Here is a 22,760-nt window from a genome sequence, read left to right as displayed (position 1 = left end):
GGTGTAAGATTGTATTATCGGAAATGAAGGAAAACAAGAGCTACCGAACACCCATAGTGGAATATGCGAGCCGGCCTTGAGAAGGACCGGTTTTTTGCTGCGGCTAAGGCTTCGATTGCTTCGTTTCCGAACCTTATATAACAGAAAGGAGGGGGGCCGTGTTGGACAAGCATGTGACCGCCTTTCATCTCTCGTATTATGGAAGATCGAAAGCCGCTCGGCTGTCTGAAGAATGAGAAGCGCGGTTAAGCAAGCCATTGCTGACCTTATCCCAGAACTTGAAGATCACCTGTATGATGTACATCCGCCGCCAGATGGGGAGAACGAGCCTCTATATGGCGTTATCGCCCTGGGAGAAGATGTATGGAAATCCTCTTGGGCAGGGTACCGGCAGGTGGTGCGGTTGAGGCTGTACGCGGATCGTTCCGACTTGAAGCTGCTGGATCGCTGGGCCGAACTTCTAATCACCGGTCTTCATCGCAAGCGGGTTAGCGGAACCGATGGGAATGCCTTCAAGCTTCATTATTTAGGTGTTCCGGAGGCAGATAAGTTAGATAGTGTTTCAGGCAAAATAATCCGGCTCATGCGATTCGGCGTCTATCAGCCGCAGGCATCCGGAGCTGGTTCCAACGGAGTACCGGACGAATGGCTGCAGACTTTAACAGACTGGACAGGAGACGTACTGGGCGATTCTTGGAGCATCTATCATACGGCATGGCCGGCAGGACGGGAAGACCACGCTGTATTATGGCGGATGACGAACTGTGAGACCAAGATGGCGGGAGCTTCGATGTTCGAGGTTCGCAAAACCTTTACCGGGCATATTGCCTCTCTGGATTCTGCGGACGAGCAGCTTATGGCTGCAAGGCTGGTGGAAGAGCTCGGCACTCAGGTTCAGCTCGTGCTGGATTCGCAGGAACGCCGCTATTTATCCGTGGCGGAAATTTCCTCCGATATGCAGGCCGACCCCATTCTGGACGGGCAGCTAAAGCTGACCTTGGCGCAGCGGAAAATGCGTTCGCCGGAAGAAGCCGCCTTAATCAGGCGCGTTAACATTCATCCTATTTTAAAGTGAGGTGGCCACAATGGCTGTGAAAAAAACACCCAAGAACGAAGCAAGCAAGAACAATTCTCCGCGCTATCCGTTGACGGAGCTCAAAACTCACGCCGAGGAACTGTTCGAGGTTCGGGCGGAAGTGCTAGCAGGCGCCATGTATGGGGCAGATGCTGAGCTATTCACAGTAACCGAAGTTAAGGAAAGAATCCAACAATTTATGAAAGCGAAGGTGGTTTAATCATGGCAGGCGGAACATGGGAAAGTACGAATAAACCGGTATTGCCGGGGTTGTATATGAATTTTAAGGCAGCAGCCGCTTCGGCTATTCAGGGCGGCTCCCGCGGAACGGTGGTTGTGCCGGTCAAAGCCAATTGGGGACCTGTACGCGAATTCGTGGAAATCGGAAGCGAATATGCGATTTCCGAGCTGTATTCTGCAGATAGCCAGGACGGGGCTACCGCTTACGACACGCTCTATCTGGCATTGCTTGGCGGACCTAAGAAGCTGCTGGCTTACCGTTTGGCTGATAATACGGCGGGAGCAGCTGCCATTACGCTGCAAGATGCAGAAGATACCCCTTCGGACGTGCTGAAGTTGGAGGCTAAATATCCGGGCAGCAGAGGTAACGGCTTCTCTGTTACGGTTCAGCCGTCACTGACTAATTCGGGGGCACGTGAGCTTCGACTCTATGAAGGTGCCAAACTGCTTGGTACTTATACAAGCTTGGACGGAACTGCTGCCTCGATTGCAGCGCAGATCAATGAAGATGAGGAGAACCAATGGGTAACGGCTACTGCATTAGATGAAGCCGGTATTCCCGCTGATGTGAATGGTGTCGTGCTGACCGGAGGCAAGAGCGGTAACGGCGGCTTGACGAATGCAGATTACATCGAAATGCAGGATGCAGTCGAAGGTCAGGAGTTTAACGTACTAGCCCTGGATTATGCTGCGGATATGGCTCTGCTGCAGAGCTTTGCGGCTTGGTTAAAGCGTCTGCGCCAGGAAGGACGCGGCGTGATGGCCGTATTCGGTGGAAGTGCAGCGGACGATGCCTCCAAGGATGCAGCCAAGCTGGCTGCTGCCCGGTCGCTTGCGTTGAACCATGAAGGGATTATTAATGTGGGGACAGGTGTACGTCTGTCTGGTGTGAACTACAGTTCTGCGCAGACGGCTGCTTACGTCGCCGGGCTTATTGCCGGTCAGCGTCTGAACCAATCCGCTACCTACGCGGTAACACCTTTCGAAGATGTGACCCGCCGCTGGACCCGCTCCGAACAGGAGCAGGCTGTGCGCAATGGCGTCTTCGTACTCTTCTACGATGGACGTCAAGTGAAGGCACTGCGTGGCATTAACACATTGGTGGTTCCGGCAGAAGGTCAGAACAATGCCTGGAAGAAAATCCGTTCCATCCGCGTTATGGATGCCATTCATGCAGATTTGCAGCTAGCCGCAGAGCAGACCTACATCGGCAAGGTGAACAATACGGAGGAAGGCCGACTTGCATTGATCGGCGCTGTGAAGGAATATCTTGCATCGTTGTCGCTGAGCAATGTCATCGAACCGGATGGTTACGATGTCATTCTCGATCCGGCTTACTATGGTGATTCTGCTGTGAACACACCAGAGCCGGATCAGGTCTTCCTGCAGTGGAATGTGAAGCTGACCGATGTGATGGAGCAGTTGTTCGGTACATTTTACGTGCAATAACAAGAACGTTGATTAAGTGCGTCGATAGACGCTTTTTATACAAAACTTAAGTAAACCAAGGAGGAATTTACATGTTGGATGCTTCAAGAGTCATTATGGGGACATACGGCCAGGCGTATATTGACGGGGTATGGCAGACGCATATTAACAAGCTGGAAGCCAGCGTGGAATTGGAGAAGCGCGAGCTGAAGCTGGTCGGCAATGACTGGACGGTGCATAAGAACGGCAGCAAAAAAGGAACCGGCACGATGAGCGGGTACAAGGTCACTTCCGATATGATCTCCCGCGGCTTCACTAAATTCGATATCATCTCCAAGCTGGACGATCCTGAATCCTATGGACATGAGCGCGTTCGTCTGATCCGCTGCATGCCGGACAAAATCCAGTTGGCCAACTGGACCGCTGGCGAGGAAGTGCAGGAAGAAACTTCATTTACCTTTGAAGGGTACGAGCTGCTGGATCCGATTCAGGGAGATTAAGGAGGTTTCTGACCAAATGTAGGATAAAGCCGGGCGTTCGCCCGGCAAGGAACAGCTGATTCGGGCGAACGTTTACCTGCTGGTCTTTTTCTCATTGATAAGGCAGTTATACATTTAATGACAAGGGAGAGAGAAGCATGAGCTTAAACGAGAATATGAGTGAAGAGCAAATTTTGGATAGTTTGTTTGAGGCAGCGGAGAAGCTGCCGGAGGAAACCGTGCGCATTAAGCGGCTGGATATGCAGATGGTTCTGCAAGGCCTGACTTCAAACAAGGTGGACAGCATTCGCGAGCGCTGTACTGTTCGGCGGACGGTGAAGGGGGTTGTGGATGAGAAGGTGGATACGGAAACCTTCAACGCGCTGCTCATTTCTGAAGCTACCAGCAGTCTGTCGGTAAAAGGCTTAACGCTCAGCGGGTGGGGCGATCCTCGAATTACAAGCCGCTTGAAGCTGTCAGGCGGAGAGCAGGCGGTTCGCCGCATGCTGCTGGCCGGAGAACTGGATGCCGTAGGCGATAAAGTGCTGGAGTTGTCCGGTTTCGGGGTCGAGATTGCTGACCTAAAAAACTGATCGGCTCCGGGGGAATGACGACGATGCTGTACCATCTGTGGGTTCGGCATCACCTTCGTCCCGGAGATTTTTGGCGGCTCCCGAGAGGCGAGCGTTTGCTGCTGCTCGCTTTCTCCCAAGAGGAGATGGAGGGTTTGGCTGGTCAGAGTTTGAAGTGAACTGGAGGTGAAATAAATGGCTGAAGCTATGAACTATCGCATGAATCTGGTGATTGATCCAAAGAACGTGATCAAGGCAAACCGTGAACTGCGGGCGATGGAGCGTTATTTTGAGCGGATCCAGGGCCGCGTTCTCCGAATTGGCCGCACCCGCATGGCCCCTGAAATCGTGCTGAAGGACAGCGCCTCGAAAGGGTTGGACAACCTGCTGGACAAAATGCAGCGTATAAAGTCCCAAGTCATCCAAGCATCCGCGAATGTGAGGCTGGACGTTCAGAAACAGATCGATACGAACCTGAACCTGAGCGTGCAGAAGCAGATCGAGACTAGTGTAAAGGTGGATATGCAGGCATTTGGGCTCGATTTCTCCCCCCTGACCCAGGCGCTGCAGGCGAATACGGACGCATTGTATCAGCTTACGAGTACGCTTGGATCGCTTGATTTTAGCGGTGGGGGTGGTGAGCAAACGCCGAAATCGGGGTTTGATAAGGTAGTTGATGTTTTTAGTGCTTTCAAAACCTTTGGTGGAGGTGTGAAAAGTCTTGGTGAGCTACCAGACAAAACGCGAAAGGTTGGTGATACGTGGCTAGGAAATCCAAAGACAGATACGAAAAAAGGGAACTCCAATTCGGATACGATGACAGAAACCAGGACTGAACGAGGGAAGAGGCAGAGAAGAGGGAAGTCTTGGAGAACAATTGCTGCAGCTGGTGATTTAATGGAAACAGTCGGTAATGCAGGGGCAGGCATTCTGGGTGGAGCTAGAGACTTGTGGAAAAGCGGAAGTGCGCTGTTTAAGGGAAGTGACAGCGGTATTGTATCAAGCTCTAAAGATGTAGGTGGTGGTGCAACTGCTAGCATGGCAAAAGATCTGGATAGTGGAAATAAAGCAGCACACGCAGCTCCTTCAAGTAGTCCAGTCTCAAATCTTTCGGCTGCAGCACGTAAAAGAGGTCTAGGCTCGGGCTTGATGAAAAGCTTTGGTAAAAGGGCCCTTGGCCCTTTGGGATATATAGCTGATGTAACCGATATCGCCTCGGCCGAACCCGGAAAAGAGCGTAATCAGGCAATCGGCTCTGCTGTCGGTGGGAGCGTAGGGGCGGCGATAGGTGGATTTTTCGGCTCTGTGATCCCAGTTGCAGGGACTTTGGTTGGATCAACGATCGGTGGAACCATCGGAAGCTTTGCTGGTGAGAAGTTGGGTGGCGCGATAACCGGTATTGGTGAGAAATTCACAGAAACCAAAGAAAAGATGTCGAAATGGTTTTCCAATACATTTTCTTTCGGGAAAAAAGACAAGGAAGCTGCCCAACAGAAAGATGTACCGAAATCACCACCATCCAGCCCAACAATAGCTGCAATTCCGGACCCTATCATTCGCAAACCATCATCGGTTCAATTCAGCAAGCCACTACTGCCTGATCCGGCTTTATATGGCTCTTATGTTCCACCTAGCCATTCTTCAAGCAGTGGAACTTTTGGTCCCCCTGCAAGTACAGCACGTAACCAAGCTATGGCAGAAAATACTTCCCCGCAACCTGTTCAAATTAGTCCAGAGCAGATGAGTATGTTCTCAGGATATTTTAAGGATTTCAAGACAGAGACAACCGTCAATTATAATCTCCCTTCGGGTGCTGTTCAGGTTACGGTGAATGAGGAGCACCCGGTCGATGTGGAAGGATTGATCCTTCTGATCGGACAGCGGCTGAGAGCTGAAATGACCAAAGCGGCGCAGAACCGTAAACCGTCTCCTATGGCATATTAAAAGTCAAGGCTAATTGCAGCTATGAAGCTGATTGGAAGTCATCCATACAGAAAGGAGGAGTCCAGGATGGAGTTTATGTTGATGAACGGAAAAGGCATGACCTTCCTATTTCCGGTCAATCCCGAAGAAGTGACCATTTCACGCCAAAAGGGACTGGAGACAACAACGATTCTCAACTACGGGGAGTTTGATTTTCCGCAAGGTCATCGGATCAAGGAAATATCGTTTTCTTCCTTTTTTCCACAAGAGTACGATGAGTCTTTCTGCAAGGGCGAGAAGCGAGATCATCTCAATCCACAAACCGCGATGAATAAACTTAATGAGTTTTTGGCATATAAAACGCCGCTGCAATTCGTCATTACTGAGACTGCAGTGAACGTGCCGGTGTATGTCGCCTCCCATCAGTCCACGTTCCGAGGCGGTGAGATCGGAGATGTATATTTTGATATCACGCTTCGGACATGGAGCGAAATGAAGGTGACCAAAACGGCTGGCAGTAGCGGGGCCACGGGGACAAATAAAAAGTCTCGGGTAGACATGAAGGAAAAGAACAAGACGTATACCGTCAAGGCAGGGGACTCGCTTTCCAAAATCGCTAAGTTGGAGCTTGGAGACAGCTCAAAATGGAACCAGATCTACAAGTTGAACCAGAAGATGATTGGTAAAGATCCGAACGCCATCAAGCCTGGACAAAAGCTGGTGCTGTCATGAGTTACAAGGTGATTTTACAGGATCAATATGATTTGTCCCCATTGGTGGAAGCTATCAACTTACGGGATTCGCTTGAGCAAGTTGCTTATCAAGGAACCGTCAACCTGGTCGTTACGCCCGATATGCCTCCAATCTCGCCGGGCATGTCAATCCGGATCAGCGGGATTCCTTATGGCAAGAAGAATTATGTTCCTCTGCTGCATCCGGCGGTTGTGTGGGAAGTGGAAACTTCCAATAATGGGTTGAAGCGAATGACGCTCACGCTGTACGACCGGACGGTATATCTGGACAAATCAGAGGATGAATATCTGTTTCCGGCGAAGCAAACCGCTACCCAGAGATTCAAAAAGTACGCGGCCGATTGGAATCTGAAAATCGCAGTTTTACCGGATACTGAGAAGCAGTTGGGGCGTTCCGTTTACCGGACGCAGTCGATCTATGCCAGTATGTTCGCTGATTTGCGGGAGACGGCCAAAGCCGGCGGCAAGCTGTATCACCCGCGGATGATCTCTTCGGGGCTTGAGCTGTATGAGCTGGGAACGAATCAAGATGTGTATATCCTGGAGGCTCTCACGGATACCACGCAAACGCGGACGCTGGAGGGGGCGGCAACTAAGGTCAAGGTGCTAGCGACAGCCGCAAGCGAGACTGGGCAAGAAGTCCCTTCCAAGGTAATGGCTATCGAGGAGAAGGATATCGCCAAATATGGCCAGCTCCAGGCTATTATTCAGGATGATGAAGTGAAGTCGCCTGCGGCTGCCCGCCAGCTGGCAAAGAGCAAACTGAGAGGAATTCAGGAAACGATTTCCGTTAATGCACCCGATGTCAATACGATCCGTGCCGGAGATGCGGTCATGCTGGGCTCCATGAAGCTGCTCGTGATTTCCGTCAGCCGGGAGCTGGGAAGTCCGGGAAGCATGATGCTGGAGCTGGGGAGCTATGACGATGTGAAAAGGAGGTTTTATCTTGAATAAAGACCCCTATGGACAACTGGCGTCCTCCCTATATGCCTCATTAAATAAGCAAACGCGGCAAGCCGTAAGCGGAATAGGGGCTGTGCTTGGCACGATAACCTCAACGGGGCTGAAACTGGATGATTTCAAGCATGAAATGCCGGACTATATGGTCGCGGAGCTCCCGGGATTGTTGTCCATCCCTCGTTATACTGCCAAGGGCATCGTCACTTTGGGGGGGCAGCAGCAGAATATGGTATTTGATATGGAAGAGAACGAAATCGAGGATACCCGTCTTGAGCTGGGAAAAGGTCTGAAACCGGGAGACCGCGTGCTCGCGGTTCGGGTCAACGGCGGTAATGACGTGGTTGTCGTATGTAAGGTGGTGAGCAGTGGTGGCTAATTTATTCCCGGAAGGCGATGACATGATCTGGACGGATGCAACGGATCCGAAGGTGCTGGAAGGAGTCGGAGCTGTTTTTGGACGGAGCTGGCGATATGATTTTGAAGCCGGTGAGTTCGTCATGTCTCCGACCCGGAAAATTACAGTAGCGGACGAGAAGGAAGCCTGGGTAATCTGGTGTGAAAAAGCGATCCGCACGCCGCGTTACCGTCATCTGATCTACACGCATGATTATGGCAGCGAGCTGGAAGAGCTGATCGGCAAAGGCTACGACCGTTCTCTGCAAGAGAGCGAGATTCAGCGTATGGTAACCGAGATGCTGCTTGCAGACGCGCGGACAGATAGTGTGGATCAATTCCTTTTTGCCTGGGAAGGAGAAGCTTGCCGTTTCAGCTGCCGCATTACGAACGTTCGGGATGAAACGGAAATTATAGAAAGCGTGGTGATCTGATGGCAGACTTGCCGTTATATTTGTTGGATCAGACGGAAGAGAACATCATGAACCGCATGCTGAACAAAGTGCCTTCGGACATCGACAAGTCAGAGGGCTCTTTTATTTGGGATGCGCAGGCGCCGGTCGCATTTATGCTGTCTGAAGCTGCATTGTGGGCACAGGAGCTACTGCGCCGAGGCTTTGCGAGTACCGTAGCAAGTGATCATCCGGATATCCGCTCTGCCGAGCTCGATCTGAGGACAGCAGAGCATGGTATCACTAGGCGGGAAGCGGTCGCTTCTTCCGGCAGTGTAGTGTTTACAGGGAAACCGGGGACAATCGTCCCTGCTAAAACCTATGTCGCTACGCCAGCTGATGAGGGCTCCGGGGAGTCCTCAGTGGAGTATGTAACCACCTCAGGCGTTACGCTCAGTGACTTGGGTACCGGCATGGCACCGATTCGGGCGGTTGTACCCGGGAGCAGCGGCAATGTTCCCGCAGACGTTATTCAGCTCTTGATGACTTCAATCAGCGGCGTGACCTCGGTTACGAATCCTGAGCCTACACGGAGCGGGAGCAATACCGAGAGCAATCAGTCGCTGTTGGAGCGTTTTTACGCTAAAGTTCGAAGTCAGGGAACGAGCGGCAACAAAGCGCAGTACAGGCAGTGGGCCAATGAAATCGCCGGCGTTGGCGGCGTGGAAGTTGCACCGTTATGGCAAGGACCCGGTACGGTTGGTCTGTATCTTTTGGATACGGACAAGCGTGCAGCAAGCCAGGATATCGTGGATGCCGTGCAGTTGCATATTGACCCAACCCAGGATGGACAGGGTGAAGGCGTTGCCCCGGCGGGTCCGGTTATCACTGTGATGCCCGCGTTGGAAGTTCCGATTAATATCTCCGTCAAAGTACAGCGTACACAGGAGCAGCCTTCAACGATGGATGAAATTCGGAAGCTTATTGAGGAGGGCGTTCGGAGTTATTTACAGCAGATTGCTTTTAATAGGAAAGATCCTTTGGTTCGTTACACGAGAATTGCCGCCGTACTGCTGGATATTCCGATTATCATCGACTATACGGATTTGACGATTAACGGTCATACCGAGCAGCAAAATATCGAAATTGGCTCCGGTCAGGTAGCGGTGCTCGGGACGGTGAGCGTAAGTGAATAATGTGAGAATGAACAGCTTGCGTGGTCGCGAGCTGTTTTCTTATCTTCCGGCCTATTACGAGACCTCCCGTGTCATGCAAGCCGATATGGATGCCAAGGGCAGCGAGCTGGACGCGCTCTACCAAGCGCTGAACTCAGCCGCAGACCAGTTCTATGTCCGCACAGCAACCTGGGGCCTGGAACGCTGGGAAATGGAGCTCGGTATTCCGACAGACCGGAACAAGCCGATCGAGCAGCGGCGGGCTGTGCTTGAGTCTAAGCTACGCGGAGCGGGAACCTTCTCAGGTGCGCTCGTAAAAAATGTGGCCGAAGCCTATGACGGCGGCAAGGTCGAGGTATCCTTCCAGCCCGAGGAGTGGGGCTTTACCGTTAAATTTGTGGATACACTCGGCATCCCGCCGAATCTGGAGGATTTGAAGGCGGCGATCGAAGAGATCAAGCCGGCGCATTTGGTAGTGTCATATGCGTTCAACTACTTGTTGATACGCGATATTCATGACGTGATGACCCTGTTAGACATGGGCCAAACGCCATTAAACAAATTTGCAGGAGGTGTTTGAGTTGTCTAGTAACACACCGAATTTAGGACTATTGAAGAAAGACCCAATGGTGGATGGCAACGAGACCTTTAACATTGAGACCATGCTGAATGAAAACTGGGATAAGGTTGATGAGGCTGTTGGGAAGGTCCGGGAGGACCTGAAGAATATCGATGTAGATATACCCGCTGCATCATTGACTCAAAAGGGGATCGTGCAGTTGTCCAATGCATTAAATAGCAATTCGGTAACGGAAGCAGCAACGCCGAAATCAGTTAATGACGCAACAAAGTATACAGATACAAAAATAGCTTCAACACGAAGTGAAATAGAAACAACTCGAAGTGAGATAGCATCAACGCGAAGTGAACTAGCCTCAACACGAAGTGAAATTCAACAGGAATTGTCTAATCTGAAAATAAACAAGGCTAATCTCAATTCACCTGTATTCTCGGGTACACCAAAGGTAGGTTCAGCTAATATAGTGACTTCCTCAAATATAGGAAGCTATGTTAAACCTCCAGACAACTTTGATGGAACAAGTGGAGAACGGACATTGACAGTTGGCCCTGGAAAAATGTTTCCAACGATACAGGCAGCTATTGATAGTTTACCCGCATTTAGGGCGTATGATGTAACAATAAAACCTGATTCTGGGACTTATCCAGGTTTTAAAATTGTAAATAAGCATGGTGGAAGTATATACATTTATGGATACGAAACTAATGTCTCGATAAGCTCAACCATTAATATAAGTTCTTGTACATCTAATGTGGGTATTAACAAAGTTAGCATTTCTTCAAATGCAATTTATGGTATTGAAATACAGAATTGTTTTAATATAGGGATTAGCTATGTTACTCGCATTGGAGGAAGCTACGGTATTATGATGGATAATACTCCTATTGTTATTCTTTCAAGTTGTAACTTCTCAAATATAAGTAATTATGCAATATGGCTTAGAGGTGGAGGCACCTTGAGAGCTGATAGCTGCACGGGTTCAGGAAATTATGCTGTATATAGTGTGAGTTCGGCTATTTTATTTGACAGTTCACCTAATCTTACAGGCACAAATAGAATATTTCGAAGTAGTGGAGGTCAGGTTTATTCATAAGTCGACTTTTATTTTATAACTAGCAATCAATTTACGCTCCAATATGAGCATCTGTTCTCTCAATATATCTACACTAAAGCGTTAACAGTTCTCTTTGGGAAGATTCTACCAAATACAGAAAGGAACACTCATGACAATCCTACAAATTAACTATGCTCTAACAGCCAAGCTCACAAGTTCCTTCCCTGACATCCTTCTCTGTTCCAGAGAGAAGGATGATACAGCACCACCACCCCCATACTTCCATACCGAGCTAACCCTAGCCGAACTCGAGCCGATATCGACCAATCGATATGCGGCTCGTTTTCGTTTCCGCATCTCTTACGTGACAGTGGAGGGGAAGCCAGTGGCGACGATCATGGACGAGATGCTTGAATCGTTGACTTCACTAGAGGTTGATGGCCGGCCTTGCCGCGCCTCATCAGTGGCGTGGGAGCGGCCAACGGGGAGTGAAGGGGAAACAGGAGAGGGATATTTTCGCGCAGAGTATATCATTCAGATGACAACGGATCAAGAAGAAACAGATATGAAGATGAAGACATTGAAACAGGGAGGCGAATTGAAATGAGTAAAAAAGAAACAGCACCGGCATTCAACAAGCAACAGCTGGCACAATCCAATCAATTCAGTAATCGTGAGAAGGATGTGCTGAGCGCCATTCTCGAAGAGGGCAAAACGTACACCGTTCAACAAGCGAAAGAGCAACTCACCACATTTTTGAAAAAGGAGGTCATCTAAAATGGCCGGAGGAACATGGACAACACCCAATAAAGTAAGACCAGGGGTATACACCCAAATTTCATCGCAAGAGCAGCCGATCGGGCGCGTAGGTGAAAGGGGGACTGCGGCGCTGGGCTTATCTCTTTCATGGGGCGAGCCAAATAGAATTCTGACGATCAAACCAGGCACCAATCTGGTTGAGGTGCTGGGTTATGATGTCACATCGCCAAAACTGCTCGCAGTAAAAGAAGTGCTTAAGCGTGTAGGAACACTACTGCTGTATCGTTTAAATAGCGGCACGCAAGCTGCAGGTTCTGTTGCCGGACTGAAAGTAACTGCTCTTTACGGCGGCGAACGTGGTAACGATCTCCAGATCGTTGTTGAGAACGCGGTGGATGATCCCGGTAAATTCGTGGTTAGCACCCTGTTGAGCGGAAAAATCGTAGACAAGCAGCTTGTAGGTAGTGCAGCAGAACTGGAACCGAATTTGTATGTAACCTTCGCGCCGGATACGGGTGATTTAGCAGCAACAGCAGGATTCGCTCTGACAGGCGGTGCCAATGGCACTGTAACGAACCAAGAGCATGTAGATTTCCTTGCTGCGCTTGAGGTTCAGGATTTCCAGACCGTAGGTCTGTTGTCGGCTGACCCAACGCTTAAGTCCCTATATACAGCATTCGTCAAGCGCCTTCGTGAGCAAGAAGGTAAGAAGGTACAAGCTGTGCTGTCTGATTATTCCGCTGCGGATTATGAAGGAGTTATTAGTGTGAAAAATGGCGTCGTTCTCACCGACGGCACCGTTGTGGACAAGGTGAAGGCAGTTGCTTGGGTAACTGGCGCTACGGCTGCGGCCGCTGTTAACGAATCCCTTACGTATGCGGCTTACGATGAAGCGGTGGATACCGATGTTCGCCTGAGCCACACCGAGATTGAAGAGGCGCTCACGAAAGGCGAGTTTCTGTTCAACTACAGTGGAGGCAAGGCCGTGGTGGAGCAAGATATTAATAGCTTTACCTCGATTGAGCCGGCCAAAGCGCGGCATTTTTCCAAAAACCGTGTGGTTCGCGTGCTGGATGGCATCGCTAATGATTTGAAGCTGATTTTTGAGAAGTCCTATATCGGCAAGGTAGATAACAATGTAGATGGCCGGACGCTATTCTGGGCAGAGTGTGCGGCGTATTTTGCATCTCTGCAGAATATTGGGGCGATTCAAAACTTCGATGCGAACGGAGATATTGTGGTGACGCCGGGTACAGAAGGTGATGTGCTGTTTGTGGATATCAAGGTACAGCCAGTGGATGCAATTGAAAAAGTATATATGAAAGTGAAGGTGGTCTAAGATGGCATTTTTGCGGGCAAATGACACGATTTCCGGACAAGAGGGTAAGGCATTCGTCAAAATTGGCGAACGTATGGAGGAAATGTTCTACATTAAAACACTGGAAGCCACGGTGGAAAAAGAAAAAGCAGAGCTGAAAACGATGGGGCAACGCGCTGTACAGCATAAGGCCATTGGCTGGAAGGGCAGCGGCACGATGACCATTTACTATGTAACCACGCTCTTCCGAGAGTTGATGATGGAATACATTCAGACCGGTAAAGACGTCTACTTCATGATTGAGGTGCGTAATGAGGATCCGGGTTCGGCCACGGGACGTCAGACGGTGATTTTGGAAGGGGTCAATCTGGATAGTGTAATCATGGCTTCCCTCGACACCGAAGCAGAGGCGCTGGAAGAAGAAGTAGCCTTCACGTTTGAGAATGTGCGGATTGAGACACCGTTTACCCCATTGGCCTAATACTGAACATATATGAGGAGGAAGGAATATGAGCGATTTTAGTATGTTTTTTGCTGGACAGTCATCTGCGGAGATCACGGAGGAATTCGTGGTGTCTGTTCGTTTCAAGGATGCTGAAGGAAGGCCTGTGCCTTGGAAACTGCGCAGCATCACCGAGGAGGAGAATCAGGAGTGCCGCAAAGCGGCTACCCGCAAGGTCAAGGGAAAGAATGGCTTATTCACGCCAGAAATTGACCCGAATGACTATATGGCGAAGCTGATGGTATCGAGTGTTATCTTCCCGGATTTGAAAAATAGCGAGCTGCAAAAATCCTACGGCGTACTCGGTGCAGAATCTCTGCTCCGCAAAATGCTGCTGCCCGGTGAGTTCGCCGCACTTGGCGAGCAGGTACAAGCCCTAAACGGTTTTGACCGAGATATGAACGAGCTGGTGGATGAAGTAAAAAACTAATCAAAGAGGGCGACGGTGATGCGAACTATGCGTACTACGCCCTCCATGAACTGCACATCCTTCCTCACCAACTTATGGCGATGTCGGCCCGGGAACGGGCCGCCATCTATGCCATGATCTCAATGCGGGTGGAGAAGGAGAAGCGTGAGCGGGTACGGAAGCGGTGATAGGTTGTAGAAGAAGGGGGTGAAGGAATGGCGGAAATAGGAAATGCTGCAGCACTAGTCCCAAGTCAAACTATGGTTCAGCCTGTAGTGTTTGAACCTAACTTAGCACCGGCCCTATCTGGGTTTACAAAGATTTTGAATAATTTTAACCAGGTCAACGTGCAGGTTGTGATGATGCAGAATCATATTAATAACACGAGTATTGAGATTCAAAACGCTGCGGCTGAGCAGCAAAATTTGAATGAAACCATTCAAGAAGGTACTCAGGAGGCAAACCATTTAAGCAAAGTGTTTGCCGGGCTGAAGAAGATACAAAGTACACTAAAATTTGTTGCGAAAATGACAATTGTGCCAGCAGCTGAAGAAGAATCTCTCAAAGATTTGATGAAAGTTAGAGTAGGCAATCCTGAGGTGGGCGCCGCCATGTTTGAGAAGTTTAGACAGGACGCGCTTAACGCGGGCATGGATGTTAAAGAAACAATGCAGAATGCTTTAACATTTATGTCAATGACAAAAAACTCTGATCAGATAGCGGAGCTCAACAACTTTGCAGCACGCCTGAGCAAATTGTCACCGGGCGGAAAAAGCACTTCTGATGCAACAGCTGCCATTATGAGTGCTATGAGGGGTGACACGGACAGCCTGGCGAAGGATTTCAATATTCCTGATATTCAAATGGATGCATTTAATAGTGAAATCCAGGCATCCCAAGGCAACTTCGAATCATTCTTGGGTTCCATGGATCAGCTTCTTCAGAAGTCAGGAATGACTCAAGAAGGTCTAAACACCATGCTGGATACTCCGGTAAACAAATGGCAGGAGCTTATTGGACATATTAATGGCTCTTTTGCCGAGATGGGGAGTGGAGCACTCGCTTCACTTACGCCCATACTGGATATGCTTAATTCTGCTTTTGAGACAGGGACCTTTGATTTGTTCATTCAAATTATTACCATGGGTTTATCTTTTGTAGCCCAGTTATTTTTATGGATTGCAGAGATTGTGCCTCCAGCTTGGGAATTTGTTAAAAATGCGATTTCATCCGTTGGATTTGTGCTGTTTCCGTTAATCGGAGGCATTTTATTGTTGCTCAGCATTTTTGCAATTGGGAATGTGATCTCGTTGCTATTCTCAGCTGGAGTTCAGTTCCTGTCCACAGCATTTAAAGGATTGTGGGCTGTGATGAATGCGAATCCGTTTATGAGGATCATTTCGTTGATCATTGTGATTGTTACCGTTATTTTAACTTTAATGTCGGCCAGTCAAGGACTGAAGCAAGCATTCAGCAATGCATTTGGCTTTATCGTGGACGTGGCGCAGAATACGGTCAATACGGTCATAAATATCATTAATGGCATATTGAATGCAATCAATAAAGTCAGCGGCTTTTTTGCAGGTCTCCTGGGCGTTGAAGCGAAGCAGATTGCATTAATAGAGTACCAAGCCGATTATTCGGGGGCTAAGAAGGTTGGCCAAGAAGCGATCGAAAACTTTTCAATGGATGAGATGAAGAAAAAGTTTATGCCCGAAATCGACACAAGCGCTAACGAAGACTTGCTGAAGGAGTTTAACAACGGCAAAACCGGATACGATGTTACCTATCCAAAAACACCCTCAACCCCACCAGTGTCCACAATGCCAACAGCTCCAATTCCGGTAGCCCCTGCGGGCGGCAGCATCGATTCCATTGGTAAAGTGGATAACTCGGTAGACGTGGCGAGCGAGGATCTGAAGGTTATGCGCGACTTGGCGGAAGTGAATGCGATTAGTAATATGATTACTTTAACGCCAACCGTGCAGATGACGACAGGAGATATTAATTCGGGTGCTGATCTGGATACGATCATGTCGAGAATTAACCGGACGCTTGAGGAGCAGTTTGTGTCCAGTGCCGAGGGGGTGTATCTGTAGCATGAGTGATTATGGATTTTTTCTGAGCTTCAATAACCAGGAGGAGGTCTTTCGATTTCCAGTGAACCCTGAGCGCATTGACGTCAAGGATAGCGGTGAGGGCAAATCCTATACGGTAGCGGGGCTTGGCGAAGTGAATGCGATTCTGCATCCAAAGCTGACGGAGATCTCGTTTGAGAGCTTTTTTCCAGGCAGGGTATATCCTTTTGTTCATCTAGACTCGGATGGGGAGTTGAAGCTGCCGATTGATTATGTAAATACCATAAAAGGTTGGATGGAGAGCCGGAGACCTGTGCGTTTTGTGATGACGGGGCTAGTTCCCGATCCGATGAGCGGTACAGACGGCCAAAATGGAGCAGGAGCTATGAAGTCTTTTGGGATCAATATGGCGGCCTCCATTGAGAGCTTCAACTGGAACACGATGCCGGGATCGCCAGAGGATATCGAGTTCTCGATCACACTTAAACGCTATGTGTTCTACGGAGCACGAAAGGTAGTGCCAGTTAAGGACGAAAAGGCTGCTGCGGTAAAGTCCAAAGACAGGCCGGATGACCGAAAAAAGCCAACCTCCTATACGATTGCTAAAGGTGATACCCTGTGGAGCATTGCTCAAAAGCTGCTCGGAAACGGTTCGCGTCATACAGAGATCCAAAAACTGAATGGAATCAAGGACCATGAGGTCCGAAAGCTGGCCGTCGGCCGGGTTCTCAAGATTCCTTAAAGAGGTGGAACCATGATCGAACTGATGATTGATCGCAAGAACGGAAGTGTATGGGATCTGGGACAGGTCGTAACCGACATCACGTGGAAAACAAGCCGTCAGGCAAAGCCGGCAAGTCTGGATATCAACTACGTTAATGATGGTCTTGTGCAGAGCAAGGAATTCGAAGTGGAAAATGGCGACATTGTGCGCTTTCGCAAGGATAATAAGGACCTATTTTACGGCTATGTTTTTTCCAAGGAGTGGGGCATGGACGCCCAGGTCAAGGTGATGGCTTATGATCAGCTGCGCTACTTGTCCAGCAACGATACTTACCGGTTCACGAATGCCAAGGTGGAGGATATCATCCAGAAGATTGCCAAGGACTTCAATCTGAAAATCGGGACGCTGGCCAATACCGGCCATACCATCCCTGCCATGCTGGAAGCAGACAAGAAGCTGATCGATATTATTTGCAAGGCCTTAGATTCTACGCTGATCGCGACCAAGCAGTACTTTATGTTTTATGACCATTTCGGTGAGTTGAGGTTAACCAACATTAATGACATGCTGCTTAAGCTCGCGGTAGGAGAAGACAGCCTCATGACGGATTTTTCTTATAAAAAAAGCATCGACAACGAGACGTACAACCGCATCAAAGTCGTGCGGGACAACAAGGAAACCGGGAAGAGAGATGTCTACTTATACCAGCATGGGGAGAACATCGCCCAATGGGGGCTCCTCCAGCTGTATGAGGTCGCTGACGAGAACATGAATCCTGCTCAATTGAAGCAATTAGCGCAGAACTTGCTGGAGCTGAAGAACAGGGAGCAGAGGACACTGTCGATAGATGCTATCGGGGATTTGCGGGTTCGTGCCGGAAATACGATCTATGTGAATCTTCCCGAAGAAGGCTTGAAGCCGTATCTCATCGATGAGTGCACGCATAAATTTTCGGACGGTACGCATACGATGTCGCTGAATATGAAGGTGGTGTGAGCAGTGATGTTAGATATTATCAAAAAAGCCAGTCTCAGCGCCGTAGGAAGCACAAACCCCATGGCGGTGCTGTATGGCACAGTCACATCTGTAAATCCTCTTGAGGTGAACGTAGATCAGCGTTTTAGCCTTACGGAGGATTTTTTAGTTATGGGGGAAATGTTGATGGAATACAAGCTGTACATTGAGGGTGTAGAGTATGTAATCCGAAAGGGACTTAAGGCAGGAGATACGGTGCTGCTCCTTCGTTACCAGGGCGGGCAGACGTATCTCATACTGGATCGGTTGGTGAAGCCATCATGATCCCACAAGGTGGAACGCTTCAACCGGACAGTCAGATTATGGAGACTCTGGAGCAGCCTAGTTTGACATATGAACTAAATCTGAAAGACAAAACGATAGCCGGCTACATTGATGGTCTGGAGGCCGTTAAACAGGCTGTTGTAAAAATACTTCAGACTCGTCGTTTTGAGCATTTGATCTACAGCAGTAACTATGGCCAAGAGCTGGATTCTGTCATCGGGCGTGATCCTTTATGGGCCTACGCTGAAATTGAGCGGCACATCAAGGAAGCACTGCTGCAGGATGACCGCATTTTATCGGTAGATGATATGAAGATTACTTTTAAAGGCGAACAGGCTTTAGCCGAGTATATCGTTCGAAGCATATATGGGGCTTTCCATATGACAGAGGAGGTGAGGAAGGATGGTTGAGGAACAAACATATGAGTTAATTCTGGATCGAATGCTGGGCAGAGTACCGGATGGCATGGATAAAAGGGAAGGCAGTATTATCTATGATGCGCTGGCACCCTCTGCAGCTGAACTTGCCCAAATGTACGTTGAAATGGAGTATTCCATGAACCTGAAATTTGCGGCTACGGCGACGGGCGAATTTTTGGATCGAAGTATTGCCTGGTCGGGATTGATCCGAAAGAAGGCAACAAAAGCGCAGCTTCTGGGACATTTTTCAGGCAGTAACAGCTCTCCCGTGGATGTTCCATTGGGCAGCCGTTTTTCATTGGATCCGTTGAATTACAAAGTGATCACCCGGCTGGATACAGGGCAATATGTTCTGGAATGTGAAACAAGCGGGAAAGAAGGCAATCGCCGATTTGGTTCACTGCTTCCGCTGGAATACGTCGAAGGGTTGGTTAAGGCGGAACTAATGGAGCTCTGGGTACCTGGTGAGGATACCGAGTCGGATGAAGTGTTATATGAGCGTTATCGCGAGAAAATCTCCCGCCCCGTGACCAGTGCGAACCGAAATCAATATGAGCTGTGGGCCAGGGAGAAAACAGGGGTTGGTAAGGCCAAGGCTTTTCCTTTATGGGATGGTCCGGGAACAGTGAAGGTCGTACTCCTTGACAATGAGATGCGATCGCCTACGTCTTCTGTAGTGGAATCGGTGCAGCAGTATATCGATCCCACCATGGATGGCATGGGGGAAGGAACTGCTCCAGTAGGCTCGGTTGTAACCGTGGTGGGGGCGGTTGAAGTCCCTATAAAGATTGAAGTACAGGTTACACTGCTGGAAGGAGCCGGGATAGATGGAATACAGAATTCCATTGAGCAAGGTGTTCGCCAGTATCTCAGGGACCTTGCTATGTCCGACCCATTGGTCCGGTATAACCGGATTGCCAACGTGATCTTGGATATTCCAGCAGTTATCGACTACGAGGTACTGACCGTGAACGGCGGTACGGACAGCATTCCGATCGCACCTGAAGCGGTGGCTGTCCTAGGGACGGTGACGGTCCGATGAGTAAAGCCGAAGCTTGGCTGGGTTACCTGCCGTCCTTTTATCATGATATTAGAGAAATGAAAGCTATTGCCGATGCCGAAGGGCCTGAACTGGATAAGCTCACGCAGGAGCTGGATGATCAATTGGATCAGTATTATCCGGAAACCGCTACATGGACGCTATCTCGGTATGAGCAGGACCTGAATATTCCTGTGAATCTATCCAAGCCGATCGAGCAGCGGCGCTCAGTTATTATCTCGAAGATGCGGGGGAGCGGAAAAGTTTCTGCCAGCATGCTCAAAAACGTAGCGCAAGCCTACGATAGAGGCAGTATTGAGGTGTCCGTTCAGCCGTCGGAGTATAGAGTGACAATACATTTTCGAGATACGTTTGGTATTCCCCCGAATTTGGGGGATCTGAAATCTGCCATTGAGGAGATCAAGCCAGCGCATATAGCTATCGATTACGCCCTTCGTTATCTCACGATAGCCGAAGTGGAGGGCATGACGTTTGATGAAATATCAGCAACAACACAAGACAGATTGTTGGGAGGAGGAGCATAAATGACGAATCCGGTTACACCGAATCTCGGGTTGAATAAGATAGACCGAACCTCGCCGTCAACGACGTATTTTGATCTTGAGAAATATATTGACCAGAATGCGGATGCCGTAGATCGGTTTGCAGGTGGAACAAGCGATGCTATTGGGGCACTAGAAAAGCGTCTGGATACCGTGGAACGTAAGGAAGTTGTGCTTCAGCCAGGGCTTCAAATTGTGAATGCGGAGCGAAGTGCGCCTTTTAAGTTGAGTGGGATAAAAGGGCGGACGTTGGTTAATTTGTTGGGGCGGGCTGGATCATGTGACTCTCTTTCTGGAGTTACTACTCCGAGTGCAACTGCAACCATCGATACAACGGTTAGTACATCAGGGACTACTAGCATAAAAGTGACATCAAGCACCACCTTAGCTTTTGGGGTATTTGTAGATATTTCAATTGATCCCCTTAAACACTATATTGCTTTAGCAGATATGAAAAATGGCTCTGCTACAAGATGTACATTAAGATTATCGAAAACTGAATATACGATGATTACAGAATCATCTCCTGGGACGGATCAAAAATTTAGAACTCGATACGCTAAGCTATCTCCTTCTGACTTAGTAGGATTATCCGCTATTCGTATTTACGCTCGTTTTGACGCTAATACACCGGGTATTACAGGAAATGTCGATTCGATGAGACTTTATGAAATCTCAGCCGCCGAATACGCCGCACTCAACACGATGACTCCTGAGCAAATTGCCGACAAGTATCCGTACGTTAATAGCGTCCAGCCTGTGCGGAATCCATATGCGATCCGGTACGGCGAGAACTTGTTGCCGCCTTTTTATGAATGGACTAGTCGCCTTTCTTTCCGTACCGAGGAACCGTACACAGTGTTTAGTCCATCAACTACAGCGCAAGTAGTCTATATTGATATACCTGTGTTGTCCGGCATTTTGTACACATTATCATTTGACTCTTTAAAGTGTAAGTACATTGCGATTCACGATATTAGTGGGACAATCGCCAGCAGCATGAATTACCTTGTAAAAGTTGATAGGAATCCGGTAGAGAAAAGCCCTTATAGTGTCCAATTTACTGGGCCACAAACTGGGGTAGTTCGCATACATTTATACGCTTACGATTTACAAGCTGAAATTGACGGGACAGATAGAAATTCACTACCTGCTTACGATATATTCGCCACGAACCCTATACTCACGCTCAGCGCCGAGGCTAAAACGTTCAAACCACGCGAGGACTCCATGCTCGCATTTCAAACGGACTTATACGCCGATCCGCTGACAGGTGCGAATGCTGATGAAGTGTTCGAGAAGGACGGCCAGTATTTTAAGCTGGCGAAGTGGAAAAAGGTTGTGTTGGACGGTTCGTTGAGTTGGAGCTACAGTGCCAGTTCCTCGACTGCTAACTATAAAGGGATTTCCTGCATTGGTTTAGCGTCTGATAGTGTGAATCGTAGTGCAATGATTACAAAATACAATGGGGTTATACTTGAAACCAAAAACGATGGGCAACTAGTCGGACCCGATCAAAACAACGGCATTGGCGGAGGAAATTTGTATCTGTCTCTACCGAATGCCGATAGTGGATGGGGCGACAACTACACGCCGACAGCCGACGAGATTAAAGCGTATTTTATGGGCTGGAAAATGAGCATCACCGGCGGAACCCGATTAGACCACTACAATGGAACGGGAACTAAAGTTTGGATCCGAGTTACACGTTTAAGCGACTCAATTCCTCTTACGAACGGAATTGACTATACGACAACGTTACCAACGGAATTTGCTGGAACAGATGCTCAAGGAAAAACCTATACTCCATACCAGCTCGTCTATCAGCTCACAACGCCAACAATCGAGCCAATCGTATTCGAAGGCATGCTGGCGTTTCATGAAGGCGAGAATCAGATCGAGGTTGGTGCTGGGATTATGCTGCGGGATAATAGCTCTAAGCCATATGTCGGATCAACGGGCGTGTGGATAGGATCAGCTAATTACCCAACCCTGCATAAGATTGGGAAAATCCTCAAGGTTTATGAGAACTCTAGAGAGTTCTCGAGTTGGAAAAGAAATAATAACGATTCTTATGGGAATGAAAGAGTTAAGATAGCAAGGGAAGATTACAACTCGTCCGCAGTTTATTCGGTCACTTATCTAATGCTGGACAAGTCGCCTACTGTCCCATTCAGCGGGTCATACGGGATCAACGAAAAGGCGTTTTTCAGCGAGTTGACTGATGCCGTACAACACAATACGTCCGCGGTTTCCGTTCTGATGAATAAGAAAGTAGATAAGGAGCTATCACGTGGATGGATTATGCCAACGCTAATGAATGGGTGGGTAACTTATTATCAGACTCCTGGCTATTTAAAAGACAGGGAAGGCTTTGTATATTTTAAAGGCAGGATGGCTACAGGTATAATGGCAAACGGAACTGAACTTTTCCGTTTACCTAAAGGATTCAGGCCTTCAGAAAGCCGCCGAGTTGTGGTTGCAGTTTACGCTAGCGGGACGTCTCAAACACAATTAGGGACTATCAATATAGACCCGAGTGGGATAGTTACTATCGATCAAGTTCCTGGGAATTTATATCTTAGTCTGGACAACACTATATTCCTAGCCGAACAATAAGGAGGTAT

27 protein-coding genes are annotated in these 22,760 nt (G+C 48.8%); all 27 read left to right on the top strand.

The window, feature by feature from the left end; translation table 11 throughout:
* Positions 1-232: 232 nt before the first annotated feature.
* The 27 genes from AM231_RS19725 (at position 233) to AM231_RS19605 (ending at position 22,752) form a co-directional block, all read left to right on the top strand.
* A complete protein-coding gene (locus AM231_RS19725) occupies positions 233-1,075 on the top strand; it encodes a hypothetical protein (protein WP_054404152.1) in 843 nt (280 codons plus the stop codon).
* A 10-nt stretch (positions 1,076-1,085) separates the two neighbouring features.
* Positions 1,086-1,295 (top strand): YqzN/YkzM domain-containing protein, encoded by a 210-nt coding sequence (locus AM231_RS19720; RefSeq protein ID WP_054404151.1) that lies wholly within the window; start codon positions 1,086-1,088, stop codon positions 1,293-1,295.
* Positions 1,296-1,297: 2 nt separating this feature from the next.
* Positions 1,298-2,764: a phage tail sheath family protein gene (locus tag AM231_RS19715; protein ID WP_054404149.1), complete on the top strand. Its 1,467-nt coding sequence runs from the start codon at positions 1,298-1,300 to the stop codon at positions 2,762-2,764.
* A 71-nt stretch (positions 2,765-2,835) separates the two neighbouring features.
* Positions 2,836-3,243, top strand: coding sequence for a phage tail tube protein (locus AM231_RS19710; RefSeq protein WP_009594594.1), 408 nt, complete (start codon positions 2,836-2,838; stop codon positions 3,241-3,243).
* A gap of 137 nt (positions 3,244-3,380) precedes the next feature.
* Complete coding sequence (locus AM231_RS19705) at positions 3,381-3,815, top strand: phage tail assembly chaperone (protein WP_054404147.1); 435 nt, start codon at positions 3,381-3,383, stop codon at positions 3,813-3,815.
* A gap of 14 nt (positions 3,816-3,829) precedes the next feature.
* Positions 3,830-3,973, top strand: a complete 144-nt coding sequence (locus tag AM231_RS29690) for a hypothetical protein (RefSeq protein ID WP_207383656.1) — start codon at positions 3,830-3,832, stop codon at positions 3,971-3,973.
* A gap of 16 nt (positions 3,974-3,989) precedes the next feature.
* Positions 3,990-5,738 carry a hypothetical protein gene (locus tag AM231_RS19700; RefSeq protein ID WP_054404145.1) on the top strand — a complete coding sequence of 583 codons (1,749 nt, stop codon included), beginning with the start codon at positions 3,990-3,992 and terminating at the stop codon, positions 5,736-5,738.
* 66 nt (positions 5,739-5,804) lie between these two features.
* On the top strand, positions 5,805-6,449 hold the full coding sequence (locus AM231_RS19695) for a LysM peptidoglycan-binding domain-containing protein (protein ID WP_054404144.1): 645 nt from the start codon (positions 5,805-5,807) through the stop codon (positions 6,447-6,449).
* Positions 6,446-7,423, top strand: a complete 978-nt coding sequence (locus AM231_RS19690; RefSeq protein WP_054404142.1) for an XkdQ/YqbQ family protein — start codon at positions 6,446-6,448, stop codon at positions 7,421-7,423. The genes AM231_RS19695 and AM231_RS19690 overlap by 4 nt, the downstream gene beginning before the upstream one ends.
* On the top strand, positions 7,416-7,805 hold the full coding sequence (locus AM231_RS19685) for a hypothetical protein (protein WP_054404140.1): 390 nt from the start codon (positions 7,416-7,418) through the stop codon (positions 7,803-7,805). The genes AM231_RS19690 and AM231_RS19685 overlap by 8 nt, the downstream gene beginning before the upstream one ends.
* The gene (locus AM231_RS19680; protein WP_054404139.1) at positions 7,798-8,256 is read left to right on the top strand and encodes a DUF2634 domain-containing protein; all 459 of its coding nucleotides are present in this window, start codon (positions 7,798-7,800) and stop codon (positions 8,254-8,256) included. The genes AM231_RS19685 and AM231_RS19680 overlap by 8 nt, the downstream gene beginning before the upstream one ends.
* Complete coding sequence (locus tag AM231_RS19675; protein WP_054404136.1) at positions 8,256-9,410, top strand: baseplate J/gp47 family protein; 1,155 nt, start codon at positions 8,256-8,258, stop codon at positions 9,408-9,410. The genes AM231_RS19680 and AM231_RS19675 overlap by 1 nt, the downstream gene beginning before the upstream one ends.
* Positions 9,411-9,417: 7 nt before the next feature.
* The gene (locus AM231_RS19670) at positions 9,418-9,969 is read left to right on the top strand and encodes a YmfQ family protein (protein WP_082341752.1); all 552 of its coding nucleotides are present in this window, start codon (positions 9,418-9,420) and stop codon (positions 9,967-9,969) included.
* A 1-nt stretch (position 9,970) separates the two neighbouring features.
* Positions 9,971-11,062, top strand: a complete 1,092-nt coding sequence (locus AM231_RS19665; RefSeq protein ID WP_054404132.1) for a tail fiber protein — start codon at positions 9,971-9,973, stop codon at positions 11,060-11,062.
* 130 nt (positions 11,063-11,192) lie between these two features.
* Positions 11,193-11,630 (top strand): phage tail terminator family protein, encoded by a 438-nt coding sequence (locus AM231_RS19660; RefSeq protein ID WP_054404130.1) that lies wholly within the window; start codon positions 11,193-11,195, stop codon positions 11,628-11,630.
* Entirely contained in the window at positions 11,627-11,800 is a 174-nt protein-coding gene (locus AM231_RS29205; RefSeq protein ID WP_165593442.1) for a hypothetical protein, read from the top strand. The genes AM231_RS19660 and AM231_RS29205 overlap by 4 nt, the downstream gene beginning before the upstream one ends.
* A 1-nt stretch (position 11,801) precedes the next feature.
* Positions 11,802-13,121, top strand: a complete 1,320-nt coding sequence (locus AM231_RS19655) for a phage tail sheath family protein (protein WP_054404128.1) — start codon at positions 11,802-11,804, stop codon at positions 13,119-13,121.
* Between the two features lies 1 nt (position 13,122).
* Complete coding sequence (locus tag AM231_RS19650; protein WP_053491630.1) at positions 13,123-13,581, top strand: phage tail tube protein; 459 nt, start codon at positions 13,123-13,125, stop codon at positions 13,579-13,581.
* 28 nt (positions 13,582-13,609) lie between these two features.
* Positions 13,610-14,032: a phage tail assembly chaperone gene (locus AM231_RS19645; RefSeq protein ID WP_054404126.1), complete on the top strand. Its 423-nt coding sequence runs from the start codon at positions 13,610-13,612 to the stop codon at positions 14,030-14,032.
* A 194-nt stretch (positions 14,033-14,226) separates the two neighbouring features.
* Positions 14,227-16,110 carry a phage tail family protein gene (locus AM231_RS19640; RefSeq protein WP_106406103.1) on the top strand — a complete coding sequence of 628 codons (1,884 nt, stop codon included), beginning with the start codon at positions 14,227-14,229 and terminating at the stop codon, positions 16,108-16,110.
* Position 16,111: 1 nt separating this feature from the next.
* On the top strand, positions 16,112-16,831 hold the full coding sequence (locus AM231_RS19635; RefSeq protein WP_054404124.1) for a LysM peptidoglycan-binding domain-containing protein: 720 nt from the start codon (positions 16,112-16,114) through the stop codon (positions 16,829-16,831).
* Between the two features lie 12 nt (positions 16,832-16,843).
* The gene (locus tag AM231_RS19630; RefSeq protein ID WP_054404122.1) at positions 16,844-17,809 is read left to right on the top strand and encodes an XkdQ/YqbQ family protein; all 966 of its coding nucleotides are present in this window, start codon (positions 16,844-16,846) and stop codon (positions 17,807-17,809) included.
* Positions 17,810-17,815: 6 nt separating this feature from the next.
* A complete protein-coding gene (locus tag AM231_RS19625) occupies positions 17,816-18,112 on the top strand; it encodes a DUF2577 domain-containing protein (protein WP_054404120.1) in 297 nt (98 codons plus the stop codon).
* Entirely contained in the window at positions 18,109-18,522 is a 414-nt protein-coding gene (locus tag AM231_RS19620; protein WP_054404118.1) for a DUF2634 domain-containing protein, read from the top strand. The genes AM231_RS19625 and AM231_RS19620 overlap by 4 nt, the downstream gene beginning before the upstream one ends.
* Positions 18,515-19,573, top strand: coding sequence for a baseplate J/gp47 family protein (locus AM231_RS19615; protein WP_054404117.1), 1,059 nt, complete (start codon positions 18,515-18,517; stop codon positions 19,571-19,573). Before AM231_RS19620 ends, AM231_RS19615 begins: the two co-directional genes overlap by 8 nt.
* Positions 19,570-20,115: a YmfQ family protein gene (locus tag AM231_RS19610; RefSeq protein WP_054404115.1), complete on the top strand. Its 546-nt coding sequence runs from the start codon at positions 19,570-19,572 to the stop codon at positions 20,113-20,115. Before AM231_RS19615 ends, AM231_RS19610 begins: the two co-directional genes overlap by 4 nt.
* On the top strand, positions 20,116-22,752 hold the full coding sequence (locus AM231_RS19605) for a hypothetical protein (protein WP_054404114.1): 2,637 nt from the start codon (positions 20,116-20,118) through the stop codon (positions 22,750-22,752).
* Positions 22,753-22,760 lie beyond the last annotated feature (8 nt).

This window comes from Paenibacillus solani (genome assembly GCF_001277345.1).
GTDB lineage: Bacteria > Bacillota > Bacilli > Paenibacillales > Paenibacillaceae > Paenibacillus_AQ > Paenibacillus_AQ solani.
This window is presented reverse-complemented; position numbering and strand designations above follow the sequence as displayed.